This window comes from Lachnospiraceae bacterium oral taxon 500 (genome assembly GCA_002999035.1).
In the GTDB taxonomy this organism is placed as follows: Bacteria; Bacillota; Clostridia; order Lachnospirales; family Vallitaleaceae; genus W11650.
In genome coordinates this window covers 2,397,378-2,421,531 of record CP027241.1, presented here as the reverse complement: position 1 = coordinate 2,421,531, position 24,154 = coordinate 2,397,378, and the positions used below count along the sequence as shown (strand labels likewise).

Annotated in this window: 27 protein-coding genes and 1 pseudogene; all 28 read left to right on the top strand. The window is 41.7% G+C overall.

Going from position 1 to position 24,154, the window contains the following annotated elements:
* Complete coding sequence (locus C3V36_10995) at positions 1 to 474, top strand: hypothetical protein (protein AVM70530.1); 474 nt, start codon at positions 1 to 3, stop codon at positions 472 to 474.
* Between the two features lie 299 nt (positions 475 to 773).
* Entirely contained in the window at positions 774 to 1,286 is a 513-nt protein-coding gene (locus C3V36_10990) for a hypothetical protein (GenBank protein AVM70529.1), read from the top strand.
* Positions 1,273 to 1,929, top strand: coding sequence for a thymidylate synthase (FAD) (thyX, locus tag C3V36_10985; protein AVM69719.1), 657 nt, complete (start codon positions 1,273 to 1,275; stop codon positions 1,927 to 1,929). Before C3V36_10990 ends, thyX begins: the two co-directional genes overlap by 14 nt.
* Before the next feature lie 114 nt (positions 1,930 to 2,043).
* Positions 2,044 to 2,556 carry a hypothetical protein gene (locus C3V36_10980; GenBank protein ID AVM69718.1) on the top strand — a complete coding sequence of 171 codons (513 nt, stop codon included), beginning with the start codon at positions 2,044 to 2,046 and terminating at the stop codon, positions 2,554 to 2,556.
* On the top strand, positions 2,549 to 2,746 hold the full coding sequence (locus C3V36_10975) for a hypothetical protein (protein AVM69717.1): 198 nt from the start codon (positions 2,549 to 2,551) through the stop codon (positions 2,744 to 2,746). The genes C3V36_10980 and C3V36_10975 overlap by 8 nt, the downstream gene beginning before the upstream one ends.
* 53 nt (positions 2,747 to 2,799) lie before the next feature.
* Entirely contained in the window at positions 2,800 to 4,281 is a 1,482-nt protein-coding gene (locus C3V36_10970; GenBank protein ID AVM69716.1) for a hypothetical protein, read from the top strand.
* A gap of 58 nt (positions 4,282 to 4,339) precedes the next feature.
* A complete protein-coding gene (locus C3V36_10965) occupies positions 4,340 to 5,854 on the top strand; it encodes a phage portal protein (GenBank protein ID AVM69715.1) in 1,515 nt (504 codons plus the stop codon).
* A 13-nt stretch (positions 5,855 to 5,867) separates the two neighbouring features.
* Positions 5,868 to 7,988 carry a hypothetical protein gene (locus C3V36_10960; GenBank protein AVM69714.1) on the top strand — a complete coding sequence of 707 codons (2,121 nt, stop codon included), beginning with the start codon at positions 5,868 to 5,870 and terminating at the stop codon, positions 7,986 to 7,988.
* Positions 7,989 to 7,999: 11 nt separating this feature from the next.
* Positions 8,000 to 8,200, top strand: coding sequence for a hypothetical protein (locus C3V36_10955; GenBank protein ID AVM69713.1), 201 nt, complete (start codon positions 8,000 to 8,002; stop codon positions 8,198 to 8,200).
* Between the two features lie 154 nt (positions 8,201 to 8,354).
* Positions 8,355 to 9,320, top strand: coding sequence for an ADP-ribosylglycohydrolase (locus tag C3V36_10950; protein AVM69712.1), 966 nt, complete (start codon positions 8,355 to 8,357; stop codon positions 9,318 to 9,320).
* A 236-nt stretch (positions 9,321 to 9,556) separates the two neighbouring features.
* Entirely contained in the window at positions 9,557 to 10,222 is a 666-nt protein-coding gene (locus C3V36_10945) for a hypothetical protein (GenBank protein ID AVM69711.1), read from the top strand.
* A 22-nt stretch (positions 10,223 to 10,244) separates the two neighbouring features.
* The gene (locus tag C3V36_10940; protein AVM69710.1) at positions 10,245 to 11,159 is read left to right on the top strand and encodes a hypothetical protein; all 915 of its coding nucleotides are present in this window, start codon (positions 10,245 to 10,247) and stop codon (positions 11,157 to 11,159) included.
* A 14-nt stretch (positions 11,160 to 11,173) separates the two neighbouring features.
* On the top strand, positions 11,174 to 11,425 hold the full coding sequence (locus C3V36_10935; GenBank protein AVM69709.1) for a hypothetical protein: 252 nt from the start codon (positions 11,174 to 11,176) through the stop codon (positions 11,423 to 11,425).
* Positions 11,426 to 11,435: 10 nt separating this feature from the next.
* Entirely contained in the window at positions 11,436 to 11,765 is a 330-nt protein-coding gene (locus C3V36_10930; protein AVM69708.1) for a DNA-packaging protein, read from the top strand.
* Between the two features lie 14 nt (positions 11,766 to 11,779).
* Entirely contained in the window at positions 11,780 to 12,127 is a 348-nt protein-coding gene (locus C3V36_10925) for a hypothetical protein (GenBank protein AVM69707.1), read from the top strand.
* Positions 12,127 to 12,609: a hypothetical protein gene (locus tag C3V36_10920; protein ID AVM69706.1), complete on the top strand. Its 483-nt coding sequence runs from the start codon at positions 12,127 to 12,129 to the stop codon at positions 12,607 to 12,609. Before C3V36_10925 ends, C3V36_10920 begins: the two co-directional genes overlap by 1 nt.
* 1 nt (position 12,610) lies before the next feature.
* Complete coding sequence (locus C3V36_10915; protein AVM69705.1) at positions 12,611 to 13,081, top strand: hypothetical protein; 471 nt, start codon at positions 12,611 to 12,613, stop codon at positions 13,079 to 13,081.
* 14 nt (positions 13,082 to 13,095) lie between these two features.
* Positions 13,096 to 14,196, top strand: coding sequence for a phage tail protein (locus C3V36_10910; protein AVM69704.1), 1,101 nt, complete (start codon positions 13,096 to 13,098; stop codon positions 14,194 to 14,196).
* Positions 14,197 to 14,210: 14 nt separating this feature from the next.
* Entirely contained in the window at positions 14,211 to 14,645 is a 435-nt protein-coding gene (locus C3V36_10905; GenBank protein ID AVM69703.1) for a phage portal protein, read from the top strand.
* 91 nt (positions 14,646 to 14,736) lie between these two features.
* A complete protein-coding gene (locus C3V36_10900; GenBank protein AVM69702.1) occupies positions 14,737 to 15,246 on the top strand; it encodes a hypothetical protein in 510 nt (169 codons plus the stop codon).
* 207 nt (positions 15,247 to 15,453) lie between these two features.
* On the top strand, positions 15,454 to 18,120 hold the full coding sequence (locus C3V36_10895) for a hypothetical protein (protein ID AVM69701.1): 2,667 nt from the start codon (positions 15,454 to 15,456) through the stop codon (positions 18,118 to 18,120).
* A 19-nt stretch (positions 18,121 to 18,139) separates the two neighbouring features.
* Complete coding sequence (locus tag C3V36_10890) at positions 18,140 to 18,784, top strand: hypothetical protein (GenBank protein ID AVM69700.1); 645 nt, start codon at positions 18,140 to 18,142, stop codon at positions 18,782 to 18,784.
* Positions 18,785 to 18,797: 13 nt separating this feature from the next.
* A pseudogene (locus C3V36_10885) lies at positions 18,798 to 19,745 on the top strand (hypothetical protein).
* A gap of 284 nt (positions 19,746 to 20,029) precedes the next feature.
* On the top strand, positions 20,030 to 20,437 hold the full coding sequence (locus tag C3V36_10880; GenBank protein ID AVM70528.1) for a hypothetical protein: 408 nt from the start codon (positions 20,030 to 20,032) through the stop codon (positions 20,435 to 20,437).
* 1 nt (position 20,438) lies between these two features.
* Complete coding sequence (locus C3V36_10875; protein AVM69699.1) at positions 20,439 to 20,855, top strand: DUF2634 domain-containing protein; 417 nt, start codon at positions 20,439 to 20,441, stop codon at positions 20,853 to 20,855.
* Positions 20,848 to 21,918 (top strand): phage tail protein, encoded by a 1,071-nt coding sequence (locus C3V36_10870; protein AVM69698.1) that lies wholly within the window; start codon positions 20,848 to 20,850, stop codon positions 21,916 to 21,918. The genes C3V36_10875 and C3V36_10870 overlap by 8 nt, the downstream gene beginning before the upstream one ends.
* A complete protein-coding gene (locus C3V36_10865; protein ID AVM69697.1) occupies positions 21,908 to 22,438 on the top strand; it encodes a hypothetical protein in 531 nt (176 codons plus the stop codon). The genes C3V36_10870 and C3V36_10865 overlap by 11 nt, the downstream gene beginning before the upstream one ends.
* Entirely contained in the window at positions 22,439 to 24,151 is a 1,713-nt protein-coding gene (locus C3V36_10860; protein AVM69696.1) for a hypothetical protein, read from the top strand. It begins immediately after the preceding gene.
* The last annotated feature ends 3 nt before the right edge of the window (positions 24,152 to 24,154 follow it).

Below are 24,154 nucleotides of genomic sequence, written 5' to 3'. Positions count from 1 at the left end.
GTGGCGGACAAGCTAACAAAAGAGAACGAGCTCCAGAGCAGGGCGTTTGAGATGTATTATGGCTTAGGAGATAAGCGTTCCCTTAGAGCTGTGGCAGAAACCATAGGCAGAACGGAGCGAACGGTAGCAGGCTGGAGCAGAGCGTTTAACTGGGTAGCACGAGTAACACAGCGAAACATTGAAAACTCTCAGAATAAACGGGAGGAGGCTCTTAATACTCAGCTTACAGATGTTAGGGCGAGATATAGAGTTATTATCAATAATTTTATGGCAGACCTCTCTAAAAGGGTAATGAAAGGCGAGATAAAAGTAAGGAATATACAGGATTTTGAGCGATTAGTAAAACTGGATTTACTTTTAATGGGAGAGCCTACCGATCGTGCCGAGATAGCGGGCGGTAAAGATGTGGAATTATCTCCAGCCGATAAGGCGAGGTTAGACGAGATAGCTACACTTTTAGAGGGATTTAAGTAGTTTATACCTCAATAATGTAAGTTTAACAGTAACTTTTGAGGAGAAATGGAGAAAAAACACGGGGAAATAGGCAAACGGTACTGACATTATCTAAATAATTTATCTTTTAGTGATTATGTTAGTTATCACAGAGAGGAGGTTGTTTGGATATGACCGTACAGGAATTGATGGAAGAATTAAAAACAATGGATCCTAATGCTGAGGTTGTAGTAGTGGTGGACTACTCAAGCGGTAACGCCTACTACAAGATAGAGCGAGGCGATGGGAAAGTAGAAATTATTGGATAGGAGGAGAAAATGATGGAAAAAATTAAACATCCCTCACATTATGCGGAGGGAAGAAAGTACGAGCCTTATAAGGTAATTAAGGACTGGGATCTTAACTTTAATCTGGGAAATGCGGTTAAGTATATCTCCAGAGCAGGGCGTAAGGATAATGTGGTAGTTGATCTTAAGAAAGCTATTGAGTATATCCAGTTTGAGATTGAGGCAATCGAGGGCGAGCAGGAAAAGGCTCCAGAGCCAGCAAAAGACTTTTATGAGGATAATTGCTGTGGCTGTGGAGAGTGCGGATGCCATAGAGAGTCAAACGAGGAGGAAGATAAGGATTATAAACAGTTTAGAGAGGCGACGGACAATATCTTTGGAGATATGTTTAAGCCATCTAAACACTCTGAGCCAGTAGAGATAAAAATCTCTGTAGAGGGTGGATATATTCCTACTAAGTGCATTGATGAGGTAGTCTCTAATATTGCCGACCGTATCCGTAAATCACTTAAAAAAAGGGCAGGTATGAGGGATGAAGATAATTAAGGCAGGTTATGAGATCTTAGATGAGCTCAGCGGGGAGGAAATTCTTAGGAAGATAGAAAAGGTAGCGAGAGTATGCTACAAAAGCGAGGATAAAATCGCAGAGGGCTCAGCGGAGAAAATTATAAGAGCCCTTATAAAGAGTAAACACCTTGCGATGCTGGAGCATTTTAGCTTTTCCGTTAAGTTTATCGTAGATAGGGGAATATCTCACGAGATCGTAAGGCATAGAGTAGCATCCTTTGCTCAAGAGAGTACAAGATACTGTAACTATGGAAATAAGGGCGGGGAAATTACGGTAATTGAGCCTCGCTACTGGGATTATGTTCCTAACGATATGGTAAGGAACTCTCTACACGATATATGGGTAGAGGGCGTGGCTAAGGCAGAGAATAGGTACCTTGAGCTACTTAGTTATGGAGCATCTCCGCAAGAGGCAAGAGCGGTACTACCTAATAGCCTTAAAACTGAGGTAGTAATGACAGCTAACTTAAGAGAGTGGAGGCACTTTTTCAGCCTTAGAGCTTGCGGAGAAACAGGGAAACCTCATCCACAGATGTTAGAGGTAGCAGTACCACTCCTCAAAGAGTTAAAAGGTATGATACCAGTAGTATTTGACGATCTGGAGCCTATGGAGGTAATCTAATGGGCTTTATCATCGGCGTAGGAATAGGCATAATGATAGGGTTTGTGGTAGGAGTACTGGGAGTTTCAGTACTCCTTATCGCTACTAACACCAGAAAAAGGAGGAAATAAAGCGGTGCATATAGGAGAAATCGTAAATATAAAGAGAATTAACCTATTGGGAGAGGTATTAGCCATAGACGATATGGACAGAGTAACGCTGAGGCTCACGGAAAGCGGGTTAAAGGTAATTGCGGAGATAGGAGATTTATCAGAAACAGGAAGTAACCAGCCACAGAGAGAAAGCGGTAAGACGGTAAACATTCTGGGCACTATTTATAAAATCCTCATAGTTGAGGAGGAAGATTATAGAAAAGGAAACGGGGCGGATGGATGGTGCGATCCTCACGCTAAAGAGCTTTTAATCTATAATTTTAAGCAGGACATCCAGAGCGTAAAGGATTTGGTAGCTTATCAAAAAGAAGTATTGAGGCACGAGATTATCCACGCCTTTTTATATGAGAGCGGGCTCTGGGGAAGTAGTGAAAACAGTACTCACTGGGCACTAAATGAGGAGATGGTAGACTGGATAGCGATACAGGAGCCTAAACTCCATAAAGCATTTAAGGAGGCGGGATGTGATGGCTAATTTAATGGTAATGGCTACTAAACTACTGGCAATCTTATTGTTAGGAGTTTTAGTAGTATTGATAGGTAAGACTTTTGCTTATTTTACAGAGCTGGAAAAGTTTGATCCGAAAAAGTCGGTACTGGCGTGGAATATTTTAATGATGTTCACTATGGCGGTATTCTTAATAGTAAAACTGGTAGTAATGTGAGGGGGAGCTTAAGAGGCTCCCTTTTAATTTGGCGGAAAGGAGGTTAAGCGGGTGTGTTGGATTATGAAAAAGTAGCGGTAGTAGAGGAAATGCTGAACGAGGCAGATAATCGAGATGCTATGATAAAGCATTTAATTCAATACGCAGGCTTTGAGGTAGCGTACTATTTAGTATGTAAGTATGTTACTAAAAGGAGCGTACAGGATTTGCATAAAAGCATTATTTCTAATATCTCATCTCATAAGAGCACTCTGGACTTAGCTCCGAGAGGATTTGGTAAGAGTACCGTAGGCGATGTGGATTATTGTATCACTAAGATTTTAAGGGATCCTAATATAAGGATTATGATAGGTAGTAAGACACAAACACAGGCGGAGGCGTTTCTAAAGGAAGTCCGTACCCACTTTGAGCAGAATACTGACCTTATCCGCATCTTTGGGGATTGGAAAAAGAGTAAGGATAATGTTTGGAATGATAGAGAATTTACCGTAAATAAAAGGACGGTAATTAAAAAGGAGGCTACTGTAACAGCTCTGGGAGCTTCAGGAGCGGTTATTTCCAAGCACTTTGATATTATTATTGGTGATGACCTTGTAGGCTTAGAGAATGCCAGAACGGAGAGGCAGAGGGTTAATCTAAAAGAGTGGTTTTACTCCTCTCTATTCCCTACCTTAGAGCCAGATGGAGAGATCCATATACTTGGTACCCGTTATAATCCTCTGGATCTGTATGAGGACTTAATCAAGAGTAAAAAGTATGTGGTAAATGTTCAAAAAGCCCTCTCAATTAAGGACGGGAAAGAGGTATCACTCTGGGAGGAAAAGTGGAGCGTACAGAAACTTAAGGACATAATGGCGGAGAGTGGAAAAATTATCTTTAATATGCAGTATCAGAACGATACAGAGCTTGCAAAAGGTAAGATATTCAAGGCTAAGTACTTTAAGTATTATGAAGAATATAAGATAGATTACGATTTTCAAAAAGCTAAGGTTAAAGTTAAGAACGCTGACGGGATCGAAAACTGGATACCTGTTAGAGTATACTTTGGTTGCGACCTTGCAATATCGGAAAAGGAAACGGATAAAAATGACTACTTTGTGCTTATGGCAGTCGGGGTAGATGCGGATAGGAATGTATATGTACTTGAGTACATTAAAGAGAGGCTAAGTTTTAATGCTCAACTGAACGCTGTAATAAGTTATGGTAGGGATAAATACCCGATGGTGGAGCGTATAGGCGTAGAAACGGTAGCTTATCAGAAATCCTTAGCACAGGAGCTTAGGAGGCTATCTCTCCTCCCTATTATCAATATCAATACCAGCAAAGACAAAGTAACCAGAGCGATGAGGCGATCGGCGAACTTTGAAAACGGTAAAGTATGGTTTAGAGAGGGGATGGATGATTTGGAGGAGTGCTTACTCCTATTCCCAGAGGTAGAGCACGATGACTTATTTGACGGACTGGATTTTGCTTGTGCGATGGCAGATGCTAACGCTGAGGTAATCGTGCATAACAGAGATGATTATTATGTATAGAGTAGTCCTTAAAATTGAGGGCTATTTTTTATGAGAAAAAAAAAGGAGGTAAACAGTAATGGTAGATAAAGAGTTTAATGTGGAGCTGGAGGAGAGCAGATTTAGTACATCTTTTCTTAATAGCTTAGTAGAAACTCATCAAAAGAAAATAGCTCCTCAGTATAAGAAATTCCAGAATTTATACGAGGGAAAGCATAAGATTCTTAATAGGCAGAAAAAGAAGAATAAGCCTAATAACAAGATCGTAAATGACTACTTTGGGCAGGTAATTGATAATACGGTAGGCTATTTTTTAGGTAATCCGATTATCCTTAACTACACAGAGCCAACACCGAAAAAAGCAGGAGTAGAGATAGATCCTGTGGATGTAGGCGTAGACTTGGAAAAAATAGATGATGTAGAAGTGCAGAGCTATTTAGACGAGCTGGGCGTAGAAAACGATAAGGACGATCTTTTTATCGAGTGGGGTAAAGAGGCGATGATAAAGGGCTTATCCCATATCTTAGTATATCAAGACGAGGAGAGTAAAACTAAGTTTATGAGGATCTCTCCAGAGGATCTCATTATTGTATATGAGAACAGTGCGACCAAAAAGGCTAAGTACAAAATTAGGCTCTATGATATTGATACGGAGGATACGGGGAACACGGTACATTATGCAGAGGTGTATAGTGCTACCAAAATGGAGCTTTTTATTAGCAAGGATACCAACGATATAGGCGGGGTAGGTAGAGAGTACTGTAACTATAAATTTGTAGAGGAAAAGCCTCACATTTACGGTAGGCTCCCGATTGTAACGGTTTACAATAACGAGGAGTGTATGAGCGATCTGGAGAAGATAGAAACGCTGGTAGCCGATTATGACAAGGTGCTCTCAGATGTATCTAACGAGTTTGAGGCGTTCAGAAATGCCTATCTTATGCTTAAAAATACTGTTATCAATGAGAAAAGTATAGAAAAGCTAAAAGATGAGGGCATAATCGAAGTGATGGAAAACGGAGATGTTAAGTTTATTACAAAACAAATCCAGACGGATGCTCTGGAAAATCATCTGAATAGGCTTGAGCGTAACATTTACATCTTTTCACAGGTGCCTAACCTCTCAGATGAGCATTTTGCAAATAATCTTAGTGGTATTGCAATTCGTTTTAAGTTATTTGGACTTGAAACAAAGTGTATTATCAAAGAGCGTAAAATGGAAAAGGCGATAAGGGAGCTGGTAAGGGTGCTTAGTGTGCCAATTAAGGTATCCACAGGGAAAGATATTAGCTTACTTAACCTCAAAGTAGAGTTTACAAGAAATGTACCTAATAACTTAACGGAAATTGTAGACACTGTTACTAAATTGGACGGAAAAGTGGATAAGGAAACGCTCCTTAGCTTGTTACCTTTTATTGATAATCCAAAAGAGATATTAGAAAAGATGGAGAACGATGCGAAACAGGAGAAAAAGACCTCAGATCCGTATGCAGTAGATAATATGCAGGCGGACGGTAATAATCTTTTCCCTAATCTTAATGAGGCGGGGAGAATGGAGGCTTTAGGGGCGGTAATACCTCAGCCGAAATTATAAGGAGGTGGAGTAAATGGCGTATAAAGGGTATATCAATAAAGTGGTGCAGGCGATGTACGGTATTCCTTATAACCAACTTACCGCTGAGCAGAAGAAAATACTCCACGCCGACAGCGTAAGGAGATCAAAGCTCATAGCGGAGGTACAGCAGGAAGTACTGAAAAATAACTTAAAGGCGTTTGATGATGAGGCAAGGATGGAAAAAGTCCTTGCCTCTATTTATTCCGAGTGTCAGAGGAACATCTTAGTCAGCGTTACAGAAACAATAGCCAGCGTGAATAAGGCGGGCGGAGAGTGGAGCTATGCTAATCAGAGTGCCCTTACCCGCAGTAAAGGGTTATTTGAGCAGATAGCGGAGGAAATTGCTAAGTTGGGGCAGAAAGAGCATGATGCTTTTACAAAAGGCTTAAGCGAGATTTATACTGACCAGTTTATGAGGCAGGTGTATCAACTTGGGCAGACCGTAAGCGTAAAGGCTAATTTTAATAGGCTTAATCCAGCCCTTGTAAAGAAAACCATAGACTATCCGTGGAGTGGTGCTATGTTTAGTGATAGGCTCTGGATTGACAAGGAAAAGCTGGGGAGAAATCTTAGAATAGGACTTACTCAGAGTATGATTTTAGGGGAGAGTATTCCTAAAATTACAGAGCGTATCCGTAAGAATATAGATACCTCTCAGTATAATGCGGAGCGAGTGGCGAGGACGGAAACAAAGCGGGTAACTTATGTAGCTCACGATGATGCTTATAAGGATATGGGCGTAAATGAGCTTAAGTATCAATGTGCAAACGGGGTAGATGATAGGACTTGCCCTATTTGTAAGGCGGATCACGGTAAATTATTTGCCAGAGGGAAAGAGCCTACTCTCCCACGCCATCCTAATTGTAGATGTGTATATATCCCTGTGGTATCTGATGAGTTTGGGGATAATGAGCTGAACGAGCTTACAGGCTCAATTAGAGGGGCGGAGAATTACGAGAAATGGAAAATAGAACAAGATGAACAGCTCAAACAAGCAAAACTCTTAAAAGAGGCGGAGGACAAAGAGGCAGAAGTCGAAGATGCAGTATTTAATCTGGCGTATCTGGCGAAGTCTGGAGGAACTAACGGGGTTGGAGAATACGAGGGCATCTGGAAAGATAGCGTAACACTTAAAGATTATGCTGATAAGAAAGATAAAATACAAGCTAAAAAAGATTATTTTGAAAATCAGCTAAAAAATTCTACTGGAGCTGATTATGATAAATTCAAAGGGCTACTCACATCCTTAGATGAGTTTGAGCAAAAAGGGCAAGAATACGAGATACAGGCGAAAAAGGTAGCTGTACTCAAAAAAGAGTTAGAGCAGGCACAAAAGAAAGCGGGTATCTGGGTAGATGATCCTTATAGTCAAGAGCGTAAGGATAATGCTTATTGGTTTAAGAGTACGCAGGATGCTGATACCGTACTTAGAGGCGTGTGCGGGAAGGTATGGAAAGGGGCAAGTAAGGAGCAAAGATACGCAGGATGGGATTATACCGCTAGTAGCGGTAAATTTAACAGACCGCTTACAGGACACGCAGGATCTTGGCACAATAAAATTGGGAAAAAGAAAGTTAGCCTCAATTATGAGGGGGCAGGAGATGAGATAAGAAAACTCACTAACCTAATTGATAAATCAGAGTATGATTTTGATATATGGCTACAGAGAGGATGCGGCACAGAAGCGATAGAGGATATGCTAAATGTAAAAAACCTGTTTAGTATGACCGACAAAGATCTCCAAAACCTTGTAGATAAAGGTGGCAGGCAATATAACTTTATTAGTACAGGTGTGGCGAAAGGTAAAGGTTTCTCTGGTGATGTAATTTGTAATATCTATGCTCCGAAAGGTACTAAGATGATTTATGCAGAGCCTTTTAGCTACTACAGCGGGGCAGAGTATTCTACAGAAAATCCTAATGCTTGGGATGGAGTAAAAAAGCAGGCTAACTTTGGGTATGAGAGTGAAATGATTATTCAGAGAGGGGCTTACTATAGAATTACAAAAGTGGAAAGGAAAGGCGGTACCATCTTTATGGATATGGATGTAGTACTGGAGAATGGTTATGATAAATTTCAGCAAAGAGGAGATTTTAAGGGATACGGAGCATAGGAGGTAAGAGTATGAACGAGAGAACAGAGCGAGATAAGGAACTTGGACAAGAAAGATTTACTCCATTCGGAGATGGCGTTACTTGTAAAGGATGTATTTTTATTAATGGTGCTCCTGATAAGTGTAGTTGTGAGATATATCCTTACCCGAAAACGAAACCAGATAATGTGTTTTTAGATGGGGAGCCTTGTAAGTATCGTAGAGAGGGGTAAGAAAAGGCTATCGGCTTAGTGCTGATAGCCTTATTTTTTTTTGCCTAAAAATTGAAGAGATTTGCGATTAAGATAGGTGTATAAAAATATTTCCTTGACACATATTATACAAGGGATATATAATGTTATTGGAGAAACTGTAAGGAGGAGAAATATGAAAAGCTCAAGTAAAGAAACCTTATTAGCGGGTGTAATGGGGCTTGCTATCGGAGATGCTGTAGGAGTACCTTATGAGTTTAAGCGTAGGGAAGATGTAAAAAGAGCCCACCTTAGAAATATGGTAGGATATGGAACTCATAGACAGGAAAAAGGTACTTGGAGTGATGATACCAGCTTAACACTTGCTACTATGGCAGGGATGAGTGGGAATATTCCATCACTTGGTAGAGTAATGGATAATTTTGTAGCTTGGTATAAAGATGCGAAGTTTACCGCCGGGGGTGTAGTGTTTGATGTTGGGGGAATTACCGCAAACGCTATAAATAACTATCTTATGGGGGAAGATATAGACAGTTGCGGAGAAGATTACGAGTATAGTAATGGTAACGGATCGCTTATGCGGATGCTCCCAGTAGCTTATGATCTCTGGCAGAGGAAAGGTTTTGTAATAGATTCATATGTAGTAGAAACCGTAGGAAAATTCTCAGCTCTTACTCACGCTCATCCTATCAGCAAAGAGGCTTGTGTATTCTACACAGGGGTAGCTATGAGTGTTCTGGAAAATCGTAGTATCACTCATCAAAAAGCTATCACTTTAGGAGTACAGGCAGTAGAGGAGTATTATGCTAAGAGCGGGGGATCTATTCTTTTAGCTATGAGGGAAGTAGATAGCCTTATGGAACGAGTAAAGGCCCCAGAAAGCTCTATCAAGAGTACGGGCTTTGTAGTAGATGGCTTAGAGGCGAGCCTGTGGAGTTTATACGGAGCTAAGAGCTTTATAGAGGCGATTACGAGAGCGGTTGGCTTAGGAGGGGATACAGATACCATAGGAGCGATTACAGGCTCATTAGCGGGGCTGTATGGGGGTATTAGTGATATTCCAAAAGATTGGATGAAAGACTTGAAAAACAAGGAACTTATTGAGGAAGTTACAGCGGACTTTTACCGTTCGTATAACTAATCTTTAAGGAGAGTAAGATAAATGGGCATCAGCGTTGGCTGGTGCTCTTTTTTTTGTCTTTTTCTATCTCTGTTTTCCAACATAAAAACTGAAATAAATATACAAAAAATCTCTGTTCTAAATACATATTTTTTACTGGTTACTTGCCTTACTTATGAAAGGTAAAAAGGGCTTTTCTGGGGATAACTTACGAGGGATCCACAAAAACGAACTTATTTCATAGGAGGTAAAGAAAAATGGCTGATAATGCTAAAGAAACCACAAAAGAAACTACTACAACTACCACGAGCACAGAGGATAGCGGTAAGACTACCGCAACAGAGAACGCCTCTGAAAGCACTACTACTCCAAAGGCAAAGACTGAGGAGGAGATTAGAGCGGAGCTCCAGAAAGAGTATGAAAAAATAGCAGACAAAAGAGTAACGGATGCTATCAAGAAAAAAGAGAAAGAGTGGCAGGATAAACAGGCAAAAGAAAAGATGACGGAAGATGAGAGAAAGCAGGCGGAGGAGCGTGAGCGTTTAGAGGCACAGGCTAAAAAGGATTATGACCTAACTATTAAGGGGTTGAGGCTTGATGTAGTAGATGCCATCTCAGAGCTTGGTTTAGATGCAGGTTTCCGCAATCTGGTTGCTGTAGAAGATCTTGCAGGTATCTCCGATGAGGCGGAGCGTAGAGAGAAACTCACAGAGCGTATTAAGGGCATGAAAGCCTTGTTTGATGCTGAGGTAGCTAAAGCAGTAGCTAAGGCTAAAGCCGAGTTTCTAAAGGGAGAAACTCCTAAAACAGGCTCCCAGAAAGATGAGAGTAATACCACTTACGATAAGTACAAAAAAGATGGCGATGTAAGAGGTATGATCTCCGAAAAATTCGATCATTTCAGATCAAAGCAGAATGATTAAAAAACGATAGGAGGAAAGAATTATGAGTGATGCTATGGTAACAAGAGAAAAATTTGTAGATGGAGAAGTAATGGACTTGAGAGAGGAGATCGCTTTAGTATCTCCTACTGATACTCCGCTTACTACTCTCCTTATGGGCAGAGGGCAGGTAGTACCCGCTAAGGATATTACGGTAACTTGGAGAGAGAAAGAGCTTAACTCCGCAAGAGGTACACTCAAGATTGAGGGCGCTGAGGCTGGAGATGCTATTATCTCTACCAGATCCGCTAACTCTAACCTTTGCCAGATCATTGAAAAGGTAACTAAGGTATCTGGTACCGCACAGGCACTTGATCCTAAAGGTATCGGCAACAGCTTTAAGGCTGAGGTAGGCGATAGGCTGATCGAGGTTAAGAGAGATCTTGAGTGGTATTTCCTCAACGGAACGAAAGCCGCAGAGCAGTCCTCTACTCCACGCCAGATGAATGGCTTGGTAAATCTTGTAAACAGTGCCAATGTAATTGATGCTACAAGCAAGACACTTAACGAGGATATGTTGTTGGATCTCTTACAGAAAATGTGGGATAAGGGTGCTCACGGAGAGTACTTTGTCTTTGTCAATGCAGGCATTAAGAGGCTGATTAACAACATCGGTAAGAGCGGTACCAATTTCCGCTTGATTACGGATGCTACAGGCACAGATAAGGCGTTCGGCGTAACCTTTAGCAGGTTTGAGAGCGATTTTGGCAATCTTAACCTTGTACTGAATAGACACGCCGACAGCAAGACGCTTTTAGCGGTTGACCTTAACGAGGTACAGATTGCAGAACTTAGACCTACATTCTATGAGGATCTCCCTAAAGCCGGTGACTACCACAAGGGGCACATCATCAATGAAAGTACTATTAAGCTCTTAAATAGCTTTGCTGGGGCTAAGATCATCAACATTACGAAGTAAGGAGGGTAATACAAATGGCTAAGAATACAGAAAAAGACTTGGATAACGCCGTAGAGGTAACTGCTGAGGGCGGAGCTCCAGAGGTTACTGAAAAAGCTGAGGGAAAAAAGGGCAAGGCGAAAGAGTACAAGTTTACAAGTACAAATAAATTCCTTACCGTTTCCTCTCTGGGCGTTCAGTTTATCGGCGGTAAGGCTACTGTTACAGATGTAGAGGTAGCGAGAGCACTTGCTACCATTGACGGGGTTGAGCTGGTAGAAGATTAAGGAGGATCCTATGGATAGCTTAGAAAGATGTAGGATTATCTTAGGGCTATCCTCTGATAACACGGGAAAACTTGAGCTATTGCAGGTGTACCTTGATAAGGCAAGGCTGGATATAGAGGCTTTTTGCAGAGATACCTTTATAGAGGACGGTAAGGATGTATTCCCGAAAGCCTTAAAGAGTGTGCAGGAAGATTTAGCTATCCAGCGATACCGAAAACGAGGAGCGGAGGGGCAGACCTCTTACACTTTAGCAGACGAGCAAGTAGCCTTTGATGATCCTATTCCTACAAGTGTGGAAAAGCGGTTATATCCCTACAGGCAACTATTTCCGAGAGAGTGAGGAGGGCGGTGGAGATGCAGTTTATATATGATAGGCTGGTAATCGTAAAACGCTACTTCTCTACACTTGGAAAGTATAATAGACCGCAGAACTCTTTAGAGGATGTGGCGAGGTACGAGTGCCATATAGCCAAAACGAGCTCCGTAGTAGCTCAAAGACAGCCTCAGAAAGTAAACGCAGAAGAAATAAACCTTTATACTTATCCAGAGGCAAATATTGAAATTGGTGATGTGCTTTATATCTATACTTTGGACGAATATGGTAATCCAATTATGGAGAGTGAGTACAAAACGGCAGCGGGAAAGCCTTACCAAAAGCGTACCCAACTTATAGTACCTCTCCTCAACACTGAGGAGGTGTAATAGTGGAAGATGGATTTACGATTGAGGGCTGGGCAGATTTTGTGAAGAAATTTTCAGGATTAGTTGATAAGTGGGCAGATAAAAAGAGAGTACTACTTGAAAGAATGGGTAATATCTATCATAGCGAAATAATCCCTAATGTACCTGTAGATACATCAAGGCTGGTAGATAATATTTTTGTGTTTGGAGAAGGAATACCTCAAGATTATATAGAGGTAGGTACTAACGTAGAGTACGGTTTGTATGTAAATGACGGACATGTCCAGCGCAAAAGATTTTTACCTGCAAATAGGCTCACAGTTGGCGGAAAGACAAAGTACTTAAAGAATAATAACCAAAAGGGAATTATGCTTAAAGAGAAGTACATTGAGGGAGCCTTTTTTATGGAGAAAGGTATGCAGAGTGCTAAGCCACGCCTTGAGAGGCTAATTAACAGCTTTATGGTACAAATTGCCAGAGAGGTAGAGGGAGGTAACTTATAGGATGCGACTATTAGATAGTGTATGTAAGGTACTCTCCGATAATTATGCTGGCGTGCCAGTCCATATACAGGAGATGCCGAAAAATTTTGAGCGTGATAGTTTCTTAGTCACGCTGGCTACAGACGGTAGTAGTATAAAAAACCGTAACATATACGAAGAAAGTCCGATATTCCAGATTGTTTACTTTGGTAAGTTGAACGAGGTACATCAAGTACTTGCGGAAAACCTATACAAGATGAGAGGAGAGCTAAAGGCTCTTTTTTTATTGCGGTTGGCTATCCCAGTAGTACCTCTGGAGGGAGTAAAGGAAAAAGATCGGTATGCGAAGATACAGACCTATTCCGATGAGGTAAGGCTGAGCGAGGGGGCTTTATACACTAAGCTAACTCTCAGCTTTACGGAGAGCGTTCCTAATGTGGATAACAGCGACCCTGTGGGAGAGGTTGATTTAGAAACAATTAAAACGAAGTAAAGGAGGATACAATTATGGGCTTACCAGATATTGTAATTGAGTTTTCAAAGAAAGCCGTTGTAGCCATTCAGAGTGGTACTCTGGGGGTTGTAGGCATTATCCTCAAGGATGCTAAAAACAGAGGAGCTATGGTGCTTAGAGGGGTGGAGGATATTCCGACTGGTAGCAGTGCCTTTAATGCAACCAATACCGCTTTTCTGGAAAGGGTATTCTTAGGGGCTCCGAGTAAGGTAATTGTATATACCTTGCCGGCAAGTGCGGAGAACTATCAAGAGGCTTTTAAGTACTTTGGTACAGTAAAAGTAAATTATCTCTGTGGTGCTCCAGACATTTCCACGCAGGATGTTACAGCGTTTACTACTTGGATTAAGGACACGAGGAAAAAGACAGCCCGAAGACCTGTAGCAGTACTCCCCAACACGGTGGCTAACGAAAAAGGCGTTATCAGCTTTAAGGTAGTAAATGCTACCTCAAGCGATAAGATTGAAGTAGGGGAGAAAAAGTTTACTGAGGGCGAGTACTGTAGCAGGATCGCAGGCTTGATCGCAGGATTAGACCTTAGATTATCCAGTACATTCAAGCCTTTGGATGAGGTTACTGGAATACCAGTAGCAGACGAGGAGGAAGTAGATACCGCTATTGATGCAGGACATCTCACTCTCTATAATGATGGAGAGCGTATTGTTATTGCAAGAGGAGTAAACTCCCTTACCTCAGTAGCGGAAATGGATACGGAAGATCTTAAGAAGATTAAGATCCTTGCTATTCAAGATCTCATTGAAACCGACATCTACAGCACGATCAATAGGTACTATATCGGCAACTATTCTAACAGTTACGATAATAAGTGCTTGCTGATTACAGCTATTAAAGGCTACCTCAAGGGCTTAGAGGCAACAGAGGGAGGTAGGGGGTATCTCAAGGCAGATAGCTCTACAGTAGAGATCAATGTAGCTAAACAAAAGCTGTATCTGGAGAGTATCGGGGTAGACACCTCAGAGATGGATGAGCAGGCTATCAAAGAGGCTAACACAGGCTCAAGAGTATTCCTCAAAGGTAAGATCAGTATCCTTGATGCCATTGAAGATGTTGACATTTTCATTAACAAGGAATAAAGGAGGGATAACAGATGGCTGTAGAAACCAAAAGAATATTAAACGGTACATTCGGAGAACTTTGGCTGGACGGAGATTATGTAGCTGAGTGCCGTAAGGCACAGGCAAAGATTGAGTTTATCAAAGAGGAGATCAAACAGTGCGGTATCTTTATGACCGATAACAAGATCGTAGGGGGCAAGGGTACGGGATCTCTTACGATGTATAAAGTCAACTCCAGAATGGCTAAAAAGATCTCTGGAATGGTAAAGGATAAAAAGGATGTTCGCTTTACCCTCATTAGTAAGGTAGCGGATCCAGATGCTTACGGTACGGAGAGAGTGGCTGTAACTGGAGTACAGTTTGACGATCTTACTCTGTTTGACTGGGAGGCTCAGAAACCTCTGGAAACTGAGGCTCCGTTTACATTTACGGACTATGAGTATTTAGACGAGATCGCTCCCCGCTAAGCCGAGCATACAAAGAGATTAAGTAGAGGACGGGGAGCGTAAAAACTCTCCGTCTTTTTTATTCTGAAAAAAAAATTAGGAGGATATAACAATGGAAAATAACATTATCACAAATGAAGTTAAGGAAATTGAGGTAGACAGGGAGGCAGCAGTAGCAATAGAGGGGGTAGCAGAGCAAAAGCAGGCGGTAAACATTCTGGATCTTTTGCTGGGCTCTGATGTAGGAGAAATCAAGCTCCCTACCACTAAGGTAGAGGTAATCCGTCTTAGTGAGATATATGGATCCCCATTCGTGATTACGCTCTCAGCCTTATCTCCAGATAAATTTGAGGCGGTACAGGATATGGCGGTATCTATTAAGGGTAAGGATGCAGACATTGAGCTCTCACTCTTACAGACGCTTGCTGTTCTTGAGAGTGCTCTGGATGATGACGGAAAGCCACTCTTTAAGAATAAGGACTTGATGGCAAAATTCAAGGTACCTACTCCGAAAGAGCTGGTAAGAAAGTTGCTCCTCTCTGGGGAGATGACTAACATCTACAAGGTAATCTCTGATCTCTCTGGATTTGGGGATAATGCGGTAAAATCTGTAAAAAACTAATCGAAACGGACGGGCTGGCTCAGATGATGTACTACTACTGGAAAAATGGTAGAGTACGCCCGTCCGTTTTTTACAGTATGCAAAAGGGAGAGCTCACAGTAATTCAAGCCTTTTTTGAAAAAGAGATTGAAGAGCATAACGAACTTATTAAAAAGACGGAAAATAAAGGAGTAACTCCAGTAGCTATTATCTAAGGAGGTGGCAGAAATGATGGAGTTTGGTGCTAAGCTGAGCCTTAAAGACAATATGTTTGCCACTCTACAACGAAACCTCAAGCTACAGCGGGAGTTTTCGGAGCAGGTGGATAGGACTAACTCCAGCATCAAAGGGTTAAAGTCCGTTGGTAAAACGGTGGTATATCCTTATGTGAAGTTAAAAGACTTAGCTACCAGAAAAATAATGAAAGTCAAGGAAAGGCTTAGAACTGTGGGAAATACAGTATCTAAGCCTTTTGTGGCTATTAAAGACAGAGCGAGCCCGATATTACGAAGGGTTAAGGATACACTGAAAACGGTAGGAAAGACCGTAGCTAAACCGTTTGTAGTCATTAGGGACGGAGCTACAGCGATGATTAACCACATAAAGGGCGGGTTAAAAAGCATAGGTTCTATGACAGCAAAGGCAACGGTGGCAATAAAGGACGGAGCTACCGCAGGGTTGTCTAAAATCTCTGGAATATTATCCAGCTTAGCAAAGGGGATAACGATCGGGATCGGACTTGCAGGGGCAGGACTTACAGCCCTTGCGGGAGGAGCTCTTACACAGGGAGCCAGCTTAGAGCAAAGTATAGGCGGTGTAGAAACTCTCTTTAAGGCGGATGCAGGGCTGGTAATGGCAAATGCAGATAAAGCATTTATGACCGCAGGGCTCTCCGCTAATGAGTATATGGAAACCGTAACGAGCTTTAGTGCGTCTCTTTTACAGAGCTTAGGAGGGGATACCGCTAAGTCAGCTCAGATAGCAGATATGGCTCTTATTGATATGGCGGATAATGCTAATAAATTCGGTACGGATATGAGTAGTATCCAGACCGCATATCAAGGGTTTGCGAAACAAAATTATACAATGCTGGATAACCTCAAGCTGGGTTATGGAGGAACTAAGGAGGAGATGGATAGGCTCCTCAAGGATGCTCAAAAGCTCACAGGGGTAAAGTACGATATTAGTAACTTAGCCGATGTGTATAGTGCTATTCACGCAATACAGGACAATCTGGGAGTAGCTGGAGCTACAGCGAAAGAGGCGAGCTCTACATTCTCTGGATCTTTTGCGATGATGAAAGCAAGCGTAAAAAACCTCTTAGGCAACTTGGCTTTAGGTGGAGATATAACAGCCTCAATGGAGGCAGTAATTGACAGTGCGAGTACATTCTTATTCGATAATGCTATTCCGATGCTTGGTAGGATCTTTGAGAGCTTACCGACAGCGATAGGGGTAGCGATTGAAAAGGGTGCTCCTAAGATGAAAGAGCTGGGGGGTAAAAGTGTAACAGCTCTGAAAAACGGACTTAAGACAATGCTACCCGCTGAACTTGCGGAGCTTGTAGATCCGGCTTTTGACGGGCTAGGTACAGCGATAACATCCGCTATCTCAATGACTAAAAGTGTGATGAAAGGGCTTATCCCTGTTATCACAAATGTAATCAAGACAATAGCACCAGTAGTGGCGATGTTAGGAGAAATGTTTGAGGAAGTATTCCCAGTAGTACAGGATGCTTTAGGCGATGCGTTTAGAGATGGAGGAGGCTTTGTTAAAGGGTTTGCCGACATCGTAAAGGGTGCAATCCCAGTAGTTAAGCAGATTATTCTTAGCTTATCTCAAGTCTTTAAGACAGCAGTACCCGCTATACAGCCTATCCTTACCACTTTAGGAACTTTAATACAGACACTTTTCCCAGTAATTCAGAATATCATAGCTATCTTTGGAAACATTGTATCTACAGTGTTCCCGATTATAGCGAGTGTAATCTCTACCGCTCTTAATGCAGTGATGCCGATTATTAACGCTCTGGCAACGGTGGTACAAACAGCGATGCCGATTGTTGAGCAGGTAATCAGTACTGTAGCCGGTATCATCGAGGCGGTAATGCCTACTATTTCCTCAGTATTTGAGGCAGTAGGAGCTAAGGTGGCAGAGGTAATCGAGGTAGTAATCGTACCTGTGATGAATTTACTCCAGCAGGTATTTGAAACTGTTTCTCCGATCGTACAGGATGCGGTTTCTATTATGGCTGAGATATTCAGTGCATCGTGGGAGATCATCTCTCCGATCGTTGACTTAGCTATGGCGGTATTTGATGCCTTATGGAAAGTGGTAGAGGCAGTATTCCCAGCTATACAGGCTACCGTTGAGGCGGTATGGGCAGTATTAGAGCCTATATTTGGGGCGATAGCAGATGGCTTAGGACTTATCGGAGATGCGGTTAACGCAGTAGGAGGAGTAGTCGGAGCGGTAGGAGATGGTATTAGTACCGTAGGGGGTTGGATAGGCGATGGTATCGGAGCTGTAGGGGATTTTTTCGGATTTGCCTACGGTAAAGATAGAGTACCTTATGATAACTACCCAGCAGTACTCCACGAGGGTGAGAAAGTCCTTACAAGAAATCAAGCAGATCAATACGATAGGAGCGTAAGTACAAGAGGCGTAAAACTCAACAACGAGTTACAGCCTGTGGAAAAGCTCAATGTAAAGGATGCAGGAGGATTAGGAAGTGCAGGACAATCTGAGGAAGTAAAGGAAGTAAGTAAAGCAGGGAATAATATCCATATCGAAAAGCTGGCGGATACAGTAGTAATCGAAAAAGAGGCGGATGTGGATAAAGTGGTAGAGGATATGGTTAAGAAATTCCGTAAGCTGGTACCTAACATAGCTTAGTAAGGAGGTGGGTTATAGTATGGAATTTTGGCTAAAACAGGGAAGATGGGGAGCGTTTCAACTCCCCGTAAAGCCCTCAGAATTTAATGTTACTGTAGCTCATAGGAATACTGTAGTAAATGTGGTTAAGGTTGGGGATATTAACCTAATAGGAAATACGGGGCTGAGGGAGGTATCTCTTAGCTCCTTTTTTCCAGCTAAGGCATATAATTTTAGTTTTAACCGCTCTAAGATTGCTCCTATCCTCTTAGTGAACAGGATCGAGTACTGGAGGAGATCTGGTAAGCCTATAAGAGTAATCATCACAGGACTACTCAATATGGAGGCAACGATCGAGAGTTTCACTTGGGGGCAGAAAGACGGTACAGGGGATATATACTATACCCTCAATCTTAAGGAGTACAAAAAGGTTAAGGTAAGAAAAATTGCTAAAAAAACCTCTACAGTAAAACCTACAACGAGGGCAGTAAAACCTCCTACACCAAAAGCGGAGGGAGGAACTACAAAAAGGACATATACAGTACAGAGAGGGGATTGTTTATGGGCGATTGCTAAGAAGTTTTACGGGAATGGATCACAGTACCCTAAGATAGCGAACGCCAATAAGGACAAAATTAAAAATCCTAATCTAATATTTGCAGGGCAGGTATTAACTATCCCTTAAGGAGGCGGCTAGAGTGATTGTAATACACAAAGACAGGGATATTACAGATTATGTAAGCTCCATTAGCTGGGGAGGCTCCAGAACAGAGGTAGCCAGAAAGCTGGGGATTAAAGTAATCAACGCTCCTCTGGATAAAAATATTACGCCTTTAATCATCGACTTAGCCGATCCTATCTACTTATATGAGGATGATGGGGTAACAGAACGGTTTAGGGGGTTTGTGGTAGACAGGGAGGCAAACAGCGTAGCAGGGGCAGTAACCTATGTAGCGTATGACCTCCTTTTCTATACACTTAAAAGCAAGGCTACCTACAATTTTTCCGATAAATCGGCAGAAACGATAGCTAAGCTGGTGTGCGAGGATGTAAAGATCCCGACAGGAGAGCTTGCAGTAACAGGGCTTAATCAAAAGCTCATAGTACAAAATGTAAGCATTTACGAGATTATAATGCAGGCGTACACGCAGGCATCTCAAAAGAACGGTAAAAAGTACAGAGTAACCGCTAAAAAGGGGAAACTCAATGTAGAGGAAGTTGGTAAGGTGGTTTGCGAGATTGAGATAGCGGAGGATAGTAATATCCTTAGCTCCAACTACAAGGAAACACTTACCAATATGGTAAATAAGGTAAAAATATACGATGGAAAAGGAAATCTTTCAAGCGTGGTACAAAACGATGCGGAGGTTAAAAGGTATGGTATTTTTCAGCAGGTTTACACGAAAGAGGAGGGAAAAGATCCTACTACTACCGCTAAGAGTATGTTTAAGGGCGTGGAAAAGACTTTTACCCTTACCTGTGTAAATATCAATGAGGCGGTAACGGGAGTAGGGGCTATCGTAAAAGACAGTACCACAGGGCTTAAGGGGTTAGTGTGGATTGATAGTGATGTGCATACTTGGACGGACGGGGTAGCCACGATGACACTTACCGTAACGCTTAAGGCTCTAATGGATGAGAAAAAGACTCAAGAGCCTCCGAAAGAGCAGAAAAAAGAGGAAAAATCCTCTAAGAGTACGAAAAAAGGAGAAAAAGCAAACGATCCTACTAAGCCTTATACACCTACTGTAGGATCTAAGACTAATCCGCCTTTTGAGGTAGTCAATAAATACTGGAGGACGGAGATGGAGGGCTTTATGACTTACGCACAGGCTCTCTCTTACTACTCATCTCATAACGGTAAAGCTAACGGGTGGAAGATATTAGATGCAAGCAGAAAGGAGATACTGGCTTAGTGGATAAAAGCGGAATGGAAAGCGATCATTATTTTGCTGAAATGCTTGGAATGATGAGATCGCAGGGGGCTAAAGATAATCCAGTAACTCTCCAGCTTGGCATTATGCAGAGTGCTAATAGCGTAAAAGTGGATGATTTGGTGCTTAATGCGGAGGATTTATATATAGCGGATCATCTGGTGGCAGGCTATACGAGAAAAATTAAAGTGCCTTATGTATCTGGAGTAACGGTAGATACCACTCAAAGCGATCCATTCGGAACGGTAAGCCCGGAGGGGGTATATTCGGATCCAGATACGCAGGTAAGTACTCAGAGCCAGATAGTTTTTTCAGACGGACTTAAAAAGGGGGATCTGGTAGCGGTACAAAAGCTGGAGAATACTAATAAATTTGTAATTTTGGCGAGAGTGGTGGAGGTGTGATATGAGTTTATTCCCATTCGCAACAGATGCGGAGCTTGAGCTCATTACGCCAGAGGTAACAGCCTCCTCTATTAGAGAGTATGAGATTGATTTTAAGAATAATCGGCTCACAGGGAAAATAGTAGAGGGGGTAGATGCTCTCTGTGTATGGGCTTACTTAGCTCTTAAGGCAAAAAGATACCGCTGGCTTATTTATAGCTGGGGGTACGGTAATGAAGTGTATGAGCTCATCGGAGGCTCTTACAGCGAGGAATTTATACAGAGCGAGTGTAGGCGGTATATGGAGGAGTGCTTATTGGAAAATGAGCACATAACAGGAATTGAAGATTTGGATGTAACTCAAGAAAAGGATACGCTGTATATCAAGTTTCGACTTGTTACAGACTTGGGAAGTAAGGAGGTGGAAATGAATGTATGAGGATCAAACATACGAGGCGATATTAGACAGAACGCTGGCAAGAGTTTCTACTGATGTGGATAAGCGAGAGGGCTCTTTAGTAATGAACGCTGTAGCTCCTACATCGGCGGAGCACGCTAATATCTATATCTTACTGGATAGCGCTATTAAAAATGGCTATGTGGCTACAGCGGATATTAGAGAGTTTATTGAGCTTGGATGTAGACAGCGTGGGATAATTCCTTTTGAGGCTACACAGGCGATACTCAAGGGTAAATTCAATATGAAAATCCCTGTAGGCTCAAGGTTTAGCCACGATGAACTCAACTACATTGTCGTAAAATTCATTGAAGAAAAGGAAAAATTTTTCTACTACCAAATAAAATGTGAAACATTCGGAGAAATCGGTAATAAGAGTTTTGGAGAGCTTAATCCTATTGACTTTTTCCACAAGGATCTGGAGGGAGAGCTTATGGAGCTACTTATCCCAGCAGAGGACGAGGAGAGCGATGTAAGCCTAAAACAACGGTATGATAACTCATTTAAGAGTGAGGCGTACAACTGGAATAAGCAGGACTACAAGGAAAAAACTAAGGCACTTGGGGGCGTTGGAGGGTGTATCGTAAAATCGGTGTGGAATGGTGCTGGAACAGTTAAATTACTTATTATTGATAGTGAGTACAACAAGGCTACCCCCGTTCTTACAGAAAGGGTTGAGAATATATTAGACCCAGATCCAAAAGGGCAAGGAAACGGACTTGTTCCAATAGGGCATACTGTAACAGTAGTTACACCAGATACAGTAACTCTCCAGATTAGAGTTAGGATTACTTTTCAAGACGGGCATGACTGGAACAGTAAAAAAGCGTTAATTAATAAGGCTTTGCAGGATTATTTTTTAGAAATGAGGAAAAATTGGGAAAATGATACCTTAATAGTGAGGATATCTCAAATTGAAAATCGTATCCTCAATGTTGAGGGAGTGCTGGATGTAGCGAATACTACAATAAACTCAGTACCGGATAATTACACTGTACAGAATAATCAACTCCCAATTTTAGGAGGTATAGAAAATGTCGGCTAAAGAAGTGGAGCTATTAAGCTATTTACCTTTTCATATCAGAGAAATCAAAGAATTCAAGGAAATTGCAAAGGCAGAAACTCCGGAGATCAAACTTATTCTTGAGGCGATTGATAAATTCTTAAGAAACATGTTCATCGAAACAGCAGACGAAGATGGGGTAGCTTATTTTGAATCTTTATTAGGCATATTTCCAGAGGAAAATGATACTTTAGAGAACAGAAGATTTAGAGTGTATTTACGCTGGAATATTAGAAAAAACACACTTAATGAAAGTTTGACAGCTCTATTAGGTGTAGACGGGGTTAAGACCGAATTACAGGGATTATCCTTGACTGTTAAAGTAGCATTAACAGAAAAAAATAAAGTGAATGAAGTAAGGCAGCTTTTAGAGCGGATGCTCCCGGCCATTATGATGTTTACGGTATCGCTGCTTTATAACCAGTGGGGGAATATCAAGCTTTTGAAATGGGGAGAGGTTAAAGGCAAAACTTGGGGACAGTTAAGAAATGAGGTGTTATAAGTGCAGGAAACGAATTTTTATAAGTTAAGAAAGCCGGATGAGGCAGACTTTATCAATGTTGAGGATTTGAACTACAATGCAGATGTACTGGATCAGGAATTAAATAACCTTAAAAATAATAGTGCTGTTCGTATTTCGACAACGGACGAGGCTTTTATCAATACTTTAACCGGCAACACTGGCAAGGTCGGACAGGACTATCTATTCGGCTCTAAGGGGGATAAGAACGGCGCCGGGCTTTATCAGGCATTGCAGAACTGTGTAAGCAATGGGTACACCATCAATATTGTAAACCTAAGCGGGGAAAATGAGGGCTTACTGGGCAGCCACTTTAAAGAGCCGGCGTATTATCTGGCTACTTTTTTGGACGTTAAAAAAATAGCTATTCGGGCGATGACCTCTCCAGTAGAAGTTATCAATAGCCTGTCAGACGGCAGCACGGACAAGCCAATATCGGCAGCGCAAGGGAAATGGCTCAATGAGAACAAGCTGACCAACAATAAACGGACATTAACGGCAGCGGAATTGAACAATCCCAATTACCCAGAGCCTTATGTATGCAGTACGGATAAAGGCAAAGAAATCGGACTCCCTACATCGTGGGCGTATATCCAGTATTTTCGTCATGAGAATAATGACGGGTATGGTACGCAAGTAGCCTATAAATTAGATGGTAGTCCATCTGGGCTTGAAAATAAAGTTGACAAAGCATGGTCAATGAAAATTAGAACGAGTAATGGAACAGCATGGCTACCATGGGAAAATGTAATTACTTCTAAAGAAAAGTGGGATAGACCGGTACTGGACTTAAATACCTGTATTGAGGATGGTATGAGTTATTATTTTAATTCAAATACACTAAATCGTCCAGGAGGTACGGGTGATGGTATCGTCACTATGCATGCGTATAATAAGGATAATTATGCAGTAACATTCGGGGTTCAGATTGCATATTCGTGGTGGGACAACAAGGTCGCCATGCGGTCAATTAAAAATACTGATTTTGCACCGTGGAAAGAAATTTTAACGAGTGATAACCATGCATTTTCGGTTGACGGGAACGGAATTCACATGAAAGGCTTGGATAAGAAAGTTCACTCTCGTCACATTGAAGGTGATGTTCCAGGGCAAGATGGTACATTATTCCTCAACTACCATAACAGAAAGCCAGTTTACTTCAAGGCAAGTGATGGATCAGATCATACATTACAAGAACTTTTTCAATCAGCCAGTAATGGAAAAACAACGATTGCCAACGCCATTACTGGCAAAGGAGTGCCGACCAGCACTACGGCGAGTTGGCAGGAGATGGCGGGGAATATTGGGAAGATAAAAAAAGCGGATGTATTAAATAGCGTTTTTGAAGGAGTGTACCCTGTGGAAACGCGAGACCAATATGGGAATAGACTATATGAATTTAAAAAAGCGTTATCTAAGAAATATAACAATTTTATTTGGGAATTAAGATATAGCCAAGAATCAGGTGGACCTTCCGATGAAGGGTACGCATTTCAGCTGTGGTTTTTTAGCGATACTAATTTTCAGCAATTATCGAAACATATGGTTTTTCGATCTTTACTTAGAGACAATGGCTCTTATTTTATATCTAATCCAGATAGGATTATGCTTAATCTTGCAGATGTAAGAAGTATAAAAATGCTTTCTTATTTGGGAGAATATGATATTGGTTGGGGAACTTTAATTGCATGGTAAAAA